Annotated in this window: 10 protein-coding genes and 1 pseudogene; 7 read left to right on the top strand and 4 right to left on the bottom strand. The window is 74.1% G+C overall.

The features are described 5' to 3' along the window. Positions 1-79: 79 nt before the first annotated feature. Entirely contained in the window at positions 80-1,591 is a 1,512-nt protein-coding gene (locus tag EAO71_RS11830; protein WP_147977685.1) for a leucyl aminopeptidase, read from the bottom strand. A gap of 295 nt (positions 1,592-1,886) precedes the next feature. Between EAO71_RS11830 and EAO71_RS11825 the strand changes: the two genes are divergently transcribed. The 6 genes from EAO71_RS11825 to EAO71_RS11800 all read left to right on the top strand — a co-directional run bounded on the left by EAO71_RS11825 (position 1,887) and on the right by EAO71_RS11800 (position 9,346). Next, positions 1,887-3,932 (top strand): hypothetical protein, encoded by a 2,046-nt coding sequence (locus EAO71_RS11825; RefSeq protein ID WP_261992102.1) that lies wholly within the window; start codon positions 1,887-1,889, stop codon positions 3,930-3,932. A 32-nt stretch (positions 3,933-3,964) separates the two neighbouring features. After that, on the top strand, positions 3,965-5,497 hold the full coding sequence (pelF, locus tag EAO71_RS11820) for a GT4 family glycosyltransferase PelF (protein ID WP_147977684.1): 1,533 nt from the start codon (positions 3,965-3,967) through the stop codon (positions 5,495-5,497). After that, complete coding sequence (locus EAO71_RS11815; protein ID WP_261992101.1) at positions 5,494-7,206, top strand: hypothetical protein; 1,713 nt, start codon at positions 5,494-5,496, stop codon at positions 7,204-7,206. The genes pelF and EAO71_RS11815 overlap by 4 nt, the downstream gene beginning before the upstream one ends. Positions 7,207-7,232: 26 nt before the next feature. Continuing rightward, positions 7,233-7,856: a spherulation-specific family 4 protein gene (locus EAO71_RS11810; protein ID WP_147977683.1), complete on the top strand. Its 624-nt coding sequence runs from the start codon at positions 7,233-7,235 to the stop codon at positions 7,854-7,856. Then, positions 7,853-8,671 carry an endo alpha-1,4 polygalactosaminidase gene (locus EAO71_RS11805; RefSeq protein WP_147977682.1) on the top strand — a complete coding sequence of 273 codons (819 nt, stop codon included), beginning with the start codon at positions 7,853-7,855 and terminating at the stop codon, positions 8,669-8,671. The genes EAO71_RS11810 and EAO71_RS11805 overlap by 4 nt, the downstream gene beginning before the upstream one ends. A 129-nt stretch (positions 8,672-8,800) precedes the next feature. Beyond that, entirely contained in the window at positions 8,801-9,346 is a 546-nt protein-coding gene (locus EAO71_RS11800; protein ID WP_147977681.1) for a GNAT family N-acetyltransferase, read from the top strand. Positions 9,347-9,434: 88 nt separating this feature from the next. On the opposite strand, the gene cobS is transcribed toward EAO71_RS11800, so the two are convergent. Beyond that, positions 9,435-10,199, bottom strand: a complete 765-nt coding sequence (gene cobS / locus EAO71_RS11795) for an adenosylcobinamide-GDP ribazoletransferase (RefSeq protein ID WP_261992100.1) — start codon at positions 10,197-10,199, stop codon at positions 9,435-9,437. A gap of 76 nt (positions 10,200-10,275) precedes the next feature. Between cobS and EAO71_RS11790 the strand changes: the two are divergent. After that, a pseudogene (locus tag EAO71_RS11790) lies at positions 10,276-11,037 on the top strand (hypothetical protein); the annotation flags it as partial. On the opposite strand, the gene EAO71_RS37630 reads toward EAO71_RS11790, so the two are convergent. Together EAO71_RS37630 and EAO71_RS11780 are read right to left on the bottom strand one after the other, a co-directional pair. Next, positions 10,983-11,771, bottom strand: a complete 789-nt coding sequence (locus EAO71_RS37630) for a hypothetical protein (RefSeq protein WP_261992099.1) — start codon at positions 11,769-11,771, stop codon at positions 10,983-10,985. The pseudogene EAO71_RS11790 and the gene EAO71_RS37630 sit on opposite strands and share 55 nt — an antisense overlap. Continuing rightward, positions 11,768-13,528, bottom strand: coding sequence for a phosphatidylglycerol lysyltransferase domain-containing protein (locus EAO71_RS11780; protein ID WP_147977678.1), 1,761 nt, complete (start codon positions 13,526-13,528; stop codon positions 11,768-11,770). The genes EAO71_RS37630 and EAO71_RS11780 overlap by 4 nt, the downstream gene beginning before the upstream one ends. Positions 13,529-13,563: the final 35 nt, after the last annotated feature.

Below are 13,563 nucleotides of genomic sequence, written 5' to 3'. Positions count from 1 at the left end.
GCCCCCGCGACGGCCCCCGGGCGGGGAACCCGGGGGCCGTCGCGGGGGCCGGGCCGATCCCGGTCCGGCCCGCCGGGGATCAGACCTCGCCGTCGGCGGTGCGCTCCGCCAGCTTGACCAGCGTGCGGACCGCGGAGCCCGTGCCGCCCTTGGGGGTGTAGCCGTACGGCGCGCCCTCGTGGAAGGCCGGGCCGGCGATGTCGAGGTGGGCCCWGGTGATGCCCTCGCCGACGAACTCCTGCAGGAACAGGCCGGCGACCAGGCCGCCGCCCATCCGCTCGCCCATGTTGGCGATGTCGGCGGTCGGGGAGTCCATGCCCTTGCGCAGGTCCGCGGGGAGCGGCATGGGCCAGGACTGCTCGCCGACCTCCTCGGCGATCTCGTGGATCGCGGTCCGGTAGTCGTCGTCGTTGGCCATGATGCCGAAGGTGCGGTTGCCCAGCGCCAGGACCATCGCGCCGGTCAGCGTCGCCACGTCGACGATCGCGTCCGGGTGCTCCTCGGAGGCCCGGGTCAGCGCGTCGGCCAGGACGAGCCGGCCCTCGGCGTCGGTGTTCAGGACCTCGACGGTCTTGCCGCTGTACATGCGCAGCACGTCGCCGGGGCGGGTGGCCGAGCCCGACGGCATGTTCTCGGCCAGCGCCAGCCAGCCCGTGACGTTCACGGGCACGCCGATGCGGGCGGCGGCGACGACCGCGGCGAACACGGCGGCGGCGCCGCTCATGTCGCACTTCATCGTCTCGTTGTGGCCGGCCGGCTTCAGGGAGATGCCGCCCGAGTCGTAGGTGATGCCCTTGCCGACCAGGGCCAGGGTCTTCTCCGCCTCCGGGTGGGTGTAGGCGATCCGGACCAGGCGCGGCGGGTTCTCGGAACCGACGCCGACGCCCAGGATGCCGCCGTAGCCGCCCTTGGCGAGCGCCTTCTCGTCGAGGACCTGGACCTTGAGGCCGTGCTCCTTGCCGGCGGCCTGCGCCACGGCGGCGAAGGCCGCCGGGGTGAGGTCGTTCGGCGGCATGTTGATCAGGTCGCGGGCGCGCTTGATCTCCTCGGTGAGCGCCTGGGCGCGCTCCGCGGCGGCCTTGTGGGCCTTGTCGCGCGGCTTCGCGCCGAGGAGGGCGACCTCGGCCAGCGGCTTGCGGGCGTCGCCGTTCTTGCTGTCCTGGTACGCGGTGTAGGCGTAGGCGCCGAGCAGCGCGCCCTCCGCGATCGCCTCGGCGTCCTCGGCACCGGCGATCGGCAGCGCGAACGCGGCCTTCTTCGCGCCGGTCAGGGTGCGGGCGGCGGTGCCGGCGGCGCGACGCAGAGCCTCGGCGTCGTAACCCTGGCCGTCCTCGGGGGCGGAGCCCAGGCCGACGGCCAGGACGACGGGGGCCTTCAGGCCGGCGGGGGCGGGCAGCTTGGTCGCCTCACCCTCGGCACCCGAAGCACCGAGGGTCTCCAGGACGGCGGCGAGCTTTCCGTCGAACGCCTGGTCCACGGCCTCGGCGCCCGGGGCGACGACCAGTGCCTTGCCGGACTTCGCGACACCGACGACGAGGGCGTCGGCGCGCAGCGTCGCCGCGCCGGCGGTGCTGAGAGTGAGAGCAGTCACGGTGGTGAAATCTCGCTTCCATTGAGTTCTGTGGCGGTCGAGGGATGGGCCGACCGTGCCCGCCGCATCGTATTTCGGCCCGGAGAGCGCCGAGAACGAGCCTACGCTCGCCGCTCGCGTTCGATCACGGCGACGGTGATTCACTCGTCCGAGGTGTCTCTTTCACGTTTACCGCTCAGGCCGGGAGGGCTCGCTCAGAATCGCCTCATTCGCGCAAGGGCGGCGCCCCCGTCTTTGCATCATCTCCACAGGTTCCCTTCTGCCCGGAGGGCCTGCCGAAGGGGACACCACCACGATGGACTCTGCCGGATCCCGCATGCCCGGAGCCGCCCGGGCCGCGGCGCTCGTCGCCGCCGCGCTGCTCGCCACCGTCGTCCCGTCCGCCGGCGCCCGCGCCGCGGAACCGGTACCGCGGATCGATCTGACCGTCCTCGTCGTGGACGACGGCGGCGGCGCCGTGGAGGCGATCACCTCCGAGCTGCGCTCCACCGGCGTGCCCTACCGCAGCGTCGACCTGAACGAGTCCGGCCGGCCCGTCATCGACGCCGCCTTCCTCAGCGACACCGTCGACGGCCGCCCCCGGGCCAAGTACCAGGGCGTGGTCCTGCCCCACGAGTCCGCCTTCGGACCCGACTCCGCCGAACAGGCCGCGCTCACCGCCTACGAGCGCGCCTTCGGCATCCCGCAGGTCGACGCCTCCACCTGGGCACACCCCGAGGTCGGCCTCGACTACACGACCGACGGAGGCTTCTCCGGCGTCCTCGACGGCACGGCCGCCACCGTCACCGCCGCCGGTCGCGGCGGCCCCTTCCGCCACCTCGACGGCCCGCTGGCCTTCGAGGACAACGACCCGTCCGTCTCCGAGAGCTACGGCTACGCCGGGCGGCCCCGCGCGGGCTACACCAGCTACCTCGACATGCCCGTCGCGGGCGGCGGGCGGGCCAGCCTCGTCGGGGAGTACGCCCACGACGGCCGCCGCGAACTGGTCGTCACCTTCGCCTACAACCAGTACCAGCGGCAGTTCCGGGCGCTCGCCCGCGGCATCGTCGAATGGCTCACCCAAGGCGTCCACCTCGGCCAGTCCCGCAGCTGGTTCTCCGTCCACGTCGACGACGTCCTCGCCCCCGACGCCCGCTGGGACACCACCCGCAACTGCACCCCCGGCGACTTCGACTGCCCCGGCGCCGGCGACGCGGAAGCCGCGCCGATCAGGATGACCGCCGCCGACGCGCGGTACGCGGCGGCCTGGCAGAAGACCGCCGGCCTCACCCTCGACATGGTCTACAACGGCGGCCAGGGCGAGCAGTGGAAGACCGAGCACGGCGGCACCGACCCGCTCGCCGCGCAGCTCGTCGCCGACCGCGCCCAGTACCGGTGGGTCAACCACACCTTCACCCACCCCTTCCTCGGCTGCGTGCAGGACAACACCACCGTGCCGTGGAAGTGCGCGACGAACACCTCCGGCGCCCCGCTGTGGACGAGCCGCGCCGAGATCTCGGGGCAGATCCGCGACAACGTCGACTGGGCCGTCGGCAAGGGGATCTCCGTCGACCGCGGCGAGCTCGTCACCGGCGAGCACTCGGGGCTCAGGACCCTTCCGCAGCAGCCCGTCGACAATCCCAACCTCGCCGGGGCCCTCGCCGACAATGGCGTGAAATGGACGGCCAGCGACAACTCGCGCGAGCCCTCGCAGCGCGCCGTCGGCGCCGCGAAGACCGTCCCCCGCCACCCCATGAACGTGTACTACAACGTCGGCACGGCCGCCGAGATGGCCGACGAGTACAACTGGATCTACACCGCGCGCGCCGACGGCGGCAGCGGGATCTGCGAGGACGACCCCACCTCCAGCTGCCTGCCCGCCCCGCTCGACCCGGCCACCGGCTACGCCTCCCACATCGTGCCGCAGGAGGCCCGCACCGCCCTCTCCCACATCGTGTCCAACGACCCGCGCCCGCACTACGTCCACCAGTCCAACCTCGCCGAGGAGCGCCTGCTCTACCCCGTCCTCGACCGGGTCCTCGCCGACTACCGCGCCCTCTTCGCCGACAACGCCCCGCTGGTCAACCCGCGTCAGAGCGAGGTGGGCACCGAGCTGAGCCGGCGCACCGCCTGGGACGAGGCGCTGGCGGCCGGCCGGGTCACCGCGTACCGCGTCGGCGGCACCGTCACCGTCCGCGTCCCGTCCGGCGTGACCGCACCGGTCACCGTGCCCGAGGGGACCCGCAAGCAACTCCTGCTCGGCACGGCCGCGTTCGGGACGGCCTACGCGGGGGCCCGGTCGGCCTGGACCACGCCTGAGGCGCTCCAGAGCGCCGTCACGCTCAAGCTGCCGACCACCTGACGACCGACCAGACGCTCTGGGGGGAACCGCACATGCCGAGCAGTGGCCGTCACGTCACCATGCTCACCGAAGGCACCTATCCGCACGTCCACGGCGGCGTGAGCACCTGGTGCGACCAGCTCGTCCGCGGCATGCCGGAGGTCGACTTCAACGTCCTCGCGCTCACCGGCAGCGGACGCGAACCGGTCACCTGGGAGCTGCCGCCCAACGTGTACCGGCACACCGCGTTCCCGCTCTGGGGCGCCCCGCGGGGGCCGGCCGCGCTGACCGGCGCGCGCCGTCCCCCGCGGGGACGCGACGGACGCCGCTTCAGCGACACCTACGAACGGTTCCTGCTGGCGCTCCTCGACCCCGACGCGGGCTGCGACTTCGGCGAGGGCCTCTACGCGCTGGCCGAACTCGCCCGCCGCGGACGGCTCACCGCCGCCCTGCGCTCCGAACGCGTCCTGCGGGCGCTGATGTGGATCTGGAGCATGCCGCACCTGCCGACGGCCGCGGCCCGGCCCACCGTCCACGACGCGCTGACCGCCACGGACCTCCTGGAGCACGCGCTGCGACCGCTCGCCGCCCGCGTCCCCGACGACTGCGTCGCGCACGCCGTCTCCAGCGGACTCGCCACGCTGCCCGCGCTCGCCGCCCAGCACTTCGAAGGGGTGCCGTTCCTCCTCACCGAACACGGCATCTACCTCCGCGAGCGCTACCTCGGCTATCGCACCGAGGCCCAACGCTGGCCGGTCAAGGCCCTCATGCTCGGCTTCTACCGCGAGCTGAACTCGCTGGGCTACCGCAAGGCCGACCTCATCACCCCGTGCAACCAGTACAACCGGCGCTGGGAGGAACGCGGCGGCGCGCCCGCCGACCGCATCCGGACCGTCTACAACGGCGTCGACCCGCGGGCCTTCCCCTTCGCCGAGGCCGAACCCGAGGTCCCGACCCTCAGCTGGGCCGGCCGGATCGACCCGATCAAGGACCTGGAGACCCTGGTCCGGGCGTACGCCATCGCCCGCGCCGAACTCCCCGAACTGCGACTGCGGTTGTTCGGACCGGTCCCGGCCGGCGGCGAGGACTACCGGACCCGCCTGGAGAAGCTGGCGGCCGAACTCGGCGTGACGGACGGCGTCACCTTCGAGGGCCGGATCTCCGACGTGGCCCGCGCCTACGCCGCCGGCAACGTGGTGATGCTCTCCTCGATCAGCGAGGGCTTCCCCTTCTCCCTGATCGAGGCGATGTCCTGCGGCCGGGCCACGGTGTCGACGGACGTCGGCGGGGTGCGGGAGGCCGTCGGCGACACCGGGATCGTCGTACCGCCGCGCGAGCCCGCCGTGATGGCCGCGGCCGTGACCGACCTGCTGCGGGACGGGGAGCGACGGGCCGAGCTGGGCCGCCGGGCCCGGCAGCGGGTCGTCGACCGGTTCACGCTGCACCGCTCGGTGGACGGCTTCCGCCGGATCTACCGCGAACTGGCGGGCCGCCCGGCCGATCCGGCCCCCGAGCCGGCGGACTGGACGGTCCGGCTCACCGACCCCTGGCGCCAGGAACTCGTCGGAGGAGGCTCCCTGTCATGAGCGGCTCGCTCTGGCTCAGGAACGGCACGATGCGGGACACCCTGCCGTACGTCCCCCGCCCGCGCCCGGGCGGGCGCCCGGCGGGGACACCGCGCCCCCTTCCGCACGCGCGCCGACCCGCACCGGAGGCACCACCGGGGGCCGACCGCGACCCGGCGCCGGCGCCGTACGGACGCGGTGACGGGTCACCGGGACGGCGCCTCCCGGCGGGGCGGGAGGCCGCGACCACCCGGTGCGCCTGGGCCCACGGCGCGCCGGGGCGGCCAGGACCGCACGGCACCGCGCGGACCTCGACGGCCGTCGCCCCCGACCCGCTCGACGAACTCGCCGAGCGGCTCGACGCCCTGACGGCCGTCGCCGTCCACCCCGACGAGATAGCCGCGATCCTCGAGTCCGACGGCATGACCGACGACCACATCCGTCTCACCTACGGGCGCGCCGACTCCTTCGCCCTCGCCGAGGACCTCTACGCCCGCGCGGAGCGGCGGCACCCCGCTCCGGAGGCGGCCGGCGCGTCCGGCGGACCCTGGCACGGCGAACTCGCCGGCTGCCTCCTGCGCGGCCTCCTCTTCGCCCTCCCCGGGCTCGCCTACGTCCTCGGGGCGCCCCTCCTGGCCGGGCCCCGCGGCACCCACGGGCTGCCCGCGGGCACGGTCCCCCTGCTGGCGGGGGCCGTCGTCGGCTGGGTCTGGAACCAGACCATGTCCCACCGCGCGTACAGCTGGCTGGGCCTCGGCGACCGCCGCGCCGCCGTTCGCGCCCTCGCCGTCGGCGCCCCGGCCGGGGCGCTGGCCGGCACGGTCGTCGCGCTCGCGGCGGCCCTCGCGACCGGACCGGTGGGCCTGCCGGCCGTGACGTTCGCGGCCGGTCAGTCGCTCTACCTCGCCGCGGCGACCGTCCTGCTCGTCCTCGGCCGCGAACGGGCCCTGCTCGGCGCCCTGGTGCCACTCGCGGGCGCCGTGCCCGCCTTCCACCACGACCTTCCGCACCCGCTGCGCACCGGCCTCCTGCTGGCCTCGCTCGCGGCGACCACCGCCTGCGCGGCGAGCGCACTCGGACCGGGCCTCCGCGGCGGGCCCGAGCGCGGCACGGCGGGCGCCGCCCGCCCGGCCCGGACCGCACGGAGCCCCCGGCCCGGCGGAGCCCCGCCGCTCGCCGCCTCCCTCCCGTACGGCCTGTTCGGCCTCGGCACCGGACTGCTCGTGCTGTACACCGCGGTCGGCGACGTCCTCGCCGCCGGCCCCGCCGCCGCGGTCGCCGCTCCCTCCGCCGTCGCCCTCACGCTGTCCATGGGCCCGGCCGAATGGCTGCTGCACCGCTTCCGCAGCGAGAGCCTCGCCGGCCTGCGCACCCTCACCAGCGCCCACGCCTTCGCGCGCGCCACCACCGGGACCCTCGCCCTCTGCCTCGGCGCCTATCTGGCCTGCCTGCTGGCCCTGGCCTCCGTCGGCACCCTGCTCTGGCCCGACGCCCCCCGGCTGACCGGCCTCCGGCTCGTCCCCCTGCTCCTCGTGGGCGTGGTGCTCTGGCTCGGGCTCCTGCTCCAGGCGTTCGGCGCGGTCCGCGGCGCCGCCGTGGTGTGCGTGCTCGCCGCCGCGGCACAGATCCTCGCGCCGTCCGCGGGCCCCGCCGCCGCCGGGGGAGCCGCCGTCGTCCTCACCGTCCTCGCCCGAGTCCTGCTGGTCCGGCCCACCGCCCACCGCTCCTGAAGCCGCTCCCCGGAGGTGCCTCGTCCGTGAACCCCCGTCTGCTGGTCCCCTTCTACGAGCATCCGGCCGACCGGCCGGACGCCTGGAGCGCGGTGATCGAGGCCGCGCCGTCCCTGTACGGCGTCGTCCTCAACCCGGCGAGCGGAGCGGGGGAGCGTCCCGACCCCGCGTTCGCGGACGTCGCCGCCCGCCTGCGGACGGCCGGCACGCGGGTGCTCGGATACACCGACACCGCGTACGGCAGGCGCCCGCACGGCGAGGTCGTCGCCGAACTGCTGCGCCACCGCGACTGGTACGGGGCCGACGGCGCCTTCCTCGACCAGGTGCCCGCCGAGGCGGAGGCACTGGCCCACTACCGCCGCCTCGCCGTCGCCGCCCGCTCCGCCGGGGCCCGGGCCGTCGTGCTCAACCACGGAACGCATCCCGACCCCGGATACGCGGACCTCGCCGACCTGCTGGTCACCTTCGAGGGGCCGTGGGACACCTACCGGAACCTCGACCTGCCCGTCGCCGACCACTACTGCCATCTCGTCTACGCCGCCCCGTCCGGCGTCCGGCCGGCCACCCCCGTCCACTGCGTGGTCCCGGGAGCCGGCGCCCACCCGTGGGGCACGCTGCCCCACGGCCTGGAGCCGGAGCCCGCCCGATGAGACGTCTGGTCCCGCTGCTCGCCGCCCTCTTGCTCGCCGTGGCCTGCACCGCCGCTCCCGACGGACCGGACACCCCGGACGGTGCGCGCGGCTCCGACGGCCCGGCGCCGACCGGGCGCTGGCTGCCGAAGCCGGGCCTCGCGTGGCAGTGGCAGCTCAGCGGCCGGCTCGACCCGGCCGTGGACGTCCCGGTGTACGACATCGACGGCTTCGACCACCCGGCCGCCGCGGTCGCGGACCTGCACCGGCGCGGCCGGAAGGTGATCTGCTACCTGTCCACCGGGGCGTGGGAGGAGTTCCGCCCGGACGCCGCGAAGTTCCCCGCGTCCCTGCTCGGCCTGGGCAACGGCTGGGAGGGCGAACGCTGGCTCGACATCCGCCGCACCGACGTCCTCGGGCCGCTGATGGCCGCCCGCCTGGACATGTGCCGGGCCAAGGGCTTCGACGCGGTCGAACCGGACAACATGGACGGCTACCGGAACCGCACCGGCTTCCCCCTCACCGCCGCGGACCAGCTCCGCTACAACCGGCTGATCGCCGGGCTGGCCCACGACCGAGGGCTCGCGGTCGGCCTGAAGAACGACCTGGACCAGATCCCCCAGCTGGTCGGCGACTTCGACTTCGCCGTCAACGAGCAGTGCGCCCAGTACGGCGAGTGCGAGCGGCTGACGCCGTTCGTCCGGGCGGGCAAGGCGGTCTTCCACGTCGAGTACGAGCGGGAGACGGGGGAGTTCTGCCCGCGGGCCGCCCGGCTGGGCCTGAGTTCGATGCGGAAGCGGTACGAGCTGGACGCGTGGCGCCGGCCCTGCCCTTGAGGGGCAGGCGCCGAGCCGGGGACGACGGGAGCCCGCCTCGTGCCGACGCCCGGCCGGACGGTCACGGCGTCCGGCCGGGCCGGTGAAAAGCGGTGGACAGCCCGCAGCCGCCGGGCGAACATCCTCGCGATGAACAGCGAACCCCTCCCCGCCGCCAAGAACGTCCGCTTCGTCGAGCTCAGCGCGAAAGCGCTCCGGGCCCTCGCCGACGGAGACCTCGCCGGCGGCAGCGCCGAGGCCGGAGTCGCCCTCGACGAGCACTTCGTCGGCGACCGGGCCCGATGGATCTTCGGCTATCGCGCCGACCAGCTCGCCGCGGACCCCTCCGCCGCGCCCTGGACCACTCGGGCCGCGGTGTCCGTGCCGGACGGCACCGTCGTCGGCGACGCCGGGTTCCACGGGCCGCCGGACGAGGCCGGACTGGTCGAGATCGGCTACACCGTCGTGCCCCGGTACCGCCGCCGGGGCTACGCACGCGCCATGGTGGCGGCGCTGCTCGCCCGAGCCGCCGCCGAACCCGGAGTCAGGACCGTGCGGGCCACCATCGGATCCGACAACACGGCGTCCCTGGCCACGATCGCGGGCTTCGGCTTCACGCGCGTCGGCGAGCGGAGCGACGGACACGACGGGATCGCGATCGTCTTCGAGATCCCGGCGGACGCGACGGGGGTCTGAGCCACCGCGCCGAGTCCGGGCCACCGGCGGGACCGGACGTCACCGGGCCGTCATCCGGAAGGTTGCCTTCCGAGGCATCACGAAACGATCACCCCAGGGTCAGCGCCACCAGTGCCGCCGTGGCCGCGGTCTCCTCCACCGCCCCGAACACGTCTCCCGTGACGCCGCCGAAGCGCCGCACGCATCGCCGCAGCAGCAGAGCCGCGGCCGCGAGGGACGCGCCCGCCGCCAGGACGTACCGGACCGCGTCGTACGGGGAGAACACCCCGCCCGCGGCGGCGCACAGGACCAGCACCAGGCCCGTGGCCAGCGCCGCCGGGCCGACCGGGACGGTCGAGGCGACCATCGCGCCCAGGCCCTCCGGACGCGCCGCCGGGATACCGGTGCGGGACGCGTGGGTGAGGGCGAGGCGGGCGACGGTCGCGGCGAGGGCGGCGGCGACCGCGCCCTGTGCCCAGCCCTCGTCGTACAGCCGGTAGAGCGCCGCCACCTGGGCGAACAGGGTGAAGAGCAGCACGATGACGCCGAACGGCCCGATGTCGGACTGCTTCATGACGCGCAGGGCGTCCTCGGCCGGCTTCGCGCTGCCGAGGCCGTCCGCGGTGTCCGCGAGTCCGTCCAGGTGCAGGCCCCGGGTCATCACCGCCGGCACCGCCGCCGTGACCACGGCGGCGAGCAACGGGCCCGAGCCGAGCAGCAGGAACACCCCGCCGAGCGCCGCCGAACAGAGGCCGACGACCAGGCCGGCGAGGGGCGCCCAGAGCATGCCGGCCCGCGCCGCGTCCCGGTCCCAGCGGGTGATGCGGGCGGGAAGCACGGTGAGGGTGCCGAAAGCGAAACGCAGGCCGTCCATCCGGGCAGGGTAATCGGCCTCCTCGGACGGTAAATTGCGCATACCCGAATAAATCGTGCGATCAGAAGCGGGTGGCATGGGTCACTGGTTCACGCGCAACATCATCGAGCCGGGGAAGCTCGCGACGCTGCTCGCCCTGTCCTCGTTCCTCCTGACCTTCCTGATCACCCGGACCGTCACCCGGCTGATCAGGGCCGGGAAGGGGCCGTTCCGGAACGTCTCCTCGGCCGGCGGGCTGCACATCCACCACGTCGTCCCGGGCGTGGTCCTGACCGTCCTCGGCGGCTTCGGCGCCGTCGCCAGCGACCGGCACGGCGTCGGTGCCGCCGTCTTCGCCGTCGTGTTCGGGATCGGCGCGGGGCTCGTCCTCGACGAGTTCGCGCTGATCCTCCATCTCGACGACGTGTACTGGTCCGAGCAGGGCCGGAAGAGCGTCGAGGTCGTCGTCCTCACCGCGGCGCTGGTCATGCTGGCCCTCGCCGGCTTCTCGCCCCTGGGCGTCAACGACCTCACCAGCGACGAGCGGCAGAACCGGGCCGCCTTCGTGCTCACCGTCCTGGTGAACGTCCTCTTCGTGTTCGTGTCCCTGGTGAAGGGCAAGTTCCGGATCGCCGTGATCGGGGCGCTGGTGCCGTTCGTCGCCCTCGTCGGGGCCGTGCGGCTGGCCCGCCCCGGGTCCTGGTGGTCGCGGCACTTCTACCGCCGCCGCCACCGGGCCCGAGCCCGCTCGCGCCTGCGCACGTACCGGCACGACAGGCGCTGGGACCGGGTGCGGCGGCGTGTTCAGGACGTGATCGGCGGCTTCCAGGAGCGGGTCCCCGCGAGCATCTCGGGCCCAGGTCCCGGCTCCGGTCCGGATGCCGGCTCGGGCTCGGGCTCGGACTCGGGCTCCGGTTCCGGCTCCGGCGGCTGATCCCCGCCCCGCCGCTCCCGCCACCGCGTGCCGGCGATGACCAGCAGCACGGCCGCGATCGCCGCCAGGTGCTCCTTGCCGGCGAGGTTGTTCTTGATCAGCACCTCGACGACCATCGCCACGATCACCAGCGCCCCGGTCCAGCGGGCCCGGTAGCGCCAGCACACGTACACCGCGAGGCCCACCACGGCGGCCGACGGGCCGGTGTCGACCACCTGGGCGTCCGAGGCGGGCAGTCCGAACGGGCCGTCCGGCCCGAGCGCGACGGCCGCCCGGGCGTACAGCGTCCCGGCGAGCGTCGCGACGTAGGCGATCGCGAGGGTCCGCCACCGGCCCAGGCAGATCTCGGCGATGCCGAAGACCAGCAGCACCTGGGCCAGCGCGCCCCACACCGGCAGGTCGAGCGCCGGCACGAACAGCGACAGCGGGGTCCGCAGCAGCGCGAGCCCCAGCGGGTCCACGGCCCGGACCGAGCCGATGTCCTGGACGGGCTGATAGCCCCAGTCCTGGTTCTGCACGATCTGGAACAGCGCCGTGAGGCACACCGCGCCCAGCGTCATCGGGATCGCGCGCCACCGGCGTGCGACCAGTCCGGCCCGCACGGTGGCGTACAGCGGTCCCCACTCGCGCCGGGCGAAGTCCCCGAGGGACGATCTCACCGCGTGCCCTCCAGGTGCCTGCGGTACAGCCACCTCGGCAGACCGGGCGCCTCCAGGAAGCCCTCGGCGCGGCCCGCGGCGAGTCCGATGCGCAGCAGGTCGGCGCTCTTCTCGAAGAGCATGAATCGGGGCTCCCAGATCGGTCGGTACTTGGCGTTGGCGCGGTACAGCGACTCGATCTGCCACCAGCGGGAGAAGAAGCTGAGCAGCGAACGCCACATGCGCAGCACGGGTCCCGCCCCGAGCTTCGAGCCACGTTCGAAGACGGAGCGGAACATCGCGAAGTTGAGCGAGACCTGGGTGATCCCGATCTCCTTGGCACGCTGCAGGAGCTCGATGACCATGAACTCCATCAGGCCGTTCTCGGCGTCCCGGTCACGGCGCATCAGGTCCAGCGAGAGCCCGTTCGGACCCCAGGGCACGAAGGACAGCACGGCGCGCAGCCTGCCCTCGTCGTCGGTGCACTCCAGCATCACGCAGCGGCCGTCCTGCGGGTCGCCGAGCCGGCCGAGGGCCATCGAGAAGCCGCGCTCGGTGGCCCCGTCGCGCCAGTCGTCGGCCTTGCGCAGCAACGCGTCCATCTCGGCGGCGGGGATGTCCTCGTGCCGCCGGATGCGGACCTCGTAGCCGGCCCGCTTGACCCGGTTGAACGCCTGCCGGACCGTCCGCATGGCCCGGCCGTCGAGGGTGAACTCGTCGGTCTCCACGATCGCCTCGTCGCCCAGTTCGAGTGCGTCGAGGCCGTGCCGGGCGTAGATGGTGCCGGCCTCCTCGCTCGCCCCCATCACGGCGGGGATCCAGCCGTGCTCGCGGGCCTCGGCCAGCCAGGGCTCGATCGCCCCCGGCCAGGCCTCGGGGTCGCCGATGGGGTCGCCCGAGGCGAGCGAGACGCCGCCGACGACCCGGTAGGCGACGGCGGCCTTCTCGCTGGCCGACCAGACCACGCTCTTCTCGCGGCGCAGCGCGAAGTAGCCGAGGGAGTCCCGGTCCCCGTGCTTGTCCAGCAGGCCGCGCAGCTTGTCCTCGTCCTGTGCGGTCAGCGGGTCGACCGCCCGGCGCGAGCGGAACGCGGCGTAGAGCACGGCGATGAGCAGCAGGGTCGACAGGACGTTGATGGTGACGTTGACCCAGCCGGGCGTGGCGATCCCGTCGTACGCCGAGTCGTCGGCGGCCAGCGTGACCAGCCGCAGCACGCCGTAGCGCCAGCGCTCCAGGAAGGTCGAGGTGCCGGTGGAGGTGTTGGTGACGGTCACGAGCAGCGCGGCGACCAGCGAGGTGACGAGCAGTCCGCCGACCGCGACGATCGCGGCCAGCCACGGGTTGGAGCGGTCACCCTTCGCGTAGAACTCCTTGCGCCCCAGGACCAGCGCGAGCACGAAGGCGGCGGTGAGGGCGAGCGAGATCCAGTTCTGGGCGTGCTGCCGGATCTCCGGGAAGATCATGGCGACGACGAAGAGCAGCAGGAAGAGCCCGCTCAGCACGATGTTGAGGATCCACGCGGCGCGCTTGCGGCGGCGCATGGTGATCGCCAGGAAGAGCGTGAAGACGCCCGAGGCGAAGCCCGCCGTCAGCATGTACGGCGTGAAGTAGTTGTCGGTGTTGTGTCTGCGGAGGTCCTGGCCGAACGAGACCCACACGGCGCTCAGGAAGTTGATGAACGTGACGGCGCGCAGGTACCAGACGGCGAACGCGGCGCTGCGCCGCGAGCGGGCGGTGCCCCCGGGCGCTCCTTCGGTGGACAAACGGACCTCTCCCATGAAAAGCGATCATATGGGGCATCGCCTGTCATGAC

This window comes from Streptomyces sp. MS191 (genome assembly GCF_008042125.1).
GTDB lineage: Bacteria > Actinomycetota > Actinomycetes > Streptomycetales > Streptomycetaceae > Streptomyces.
Note: the sequence above shows the minus strand (reverse complement) of the source record. Positions and strands in the feature narration are given on the sequence as shown.

Coding starts and splice junctions, on each gene's coding strand:
- EAO71_RS11825 (WP_261992102.1), top strand. CDS start 1,887: ATGGACTCTGCCGGATCCCGCATGCCCGGAGCCGCCCGGGCCGCGGCG.
- pelF (WP_147977684.1), top strand. CDS start 3,965: ATGCCGAGCAGTGGCCGTCACGTCACCATGCTCACCGAAGGCACCTAT.
- EAO71_RS11815 (WP_261992101.1), top strand. CDS start 5,494: ATGAGCGGCTCGCTCTGGCTCAGGAACGGCACGATGCGGGACACCCTG.
- EAO71_RS11805 (WP_147977682.1), top strand. CDS start 7,853: ATGAGACGTCTGGTCCCGCTGCTCGCCGCCCTCTTGCTCGCCGTGGCC.
- EAO71_RS11800 (WP_147977681.1), top strand. CDS start 8,801: ATGAACAGCGAACCCCTCCCCGCCGCCAAGAACGTCCGCTTCGTCGAG.
- cobS (WP_261992100.1), bottom strand. CDS start 10,199: ATGGACGGCCTGCGTTTCGCTTTCGGCACCCTCACCGTGCTTCCCGCC.
- EAO71_RS11780 (WP_147977678.1), bottom strand. CDS start 13,528: ATGGGAGAGGTCCGTTTGTCCACCGAAGGAGCGCCCGGGGGCACCGCC.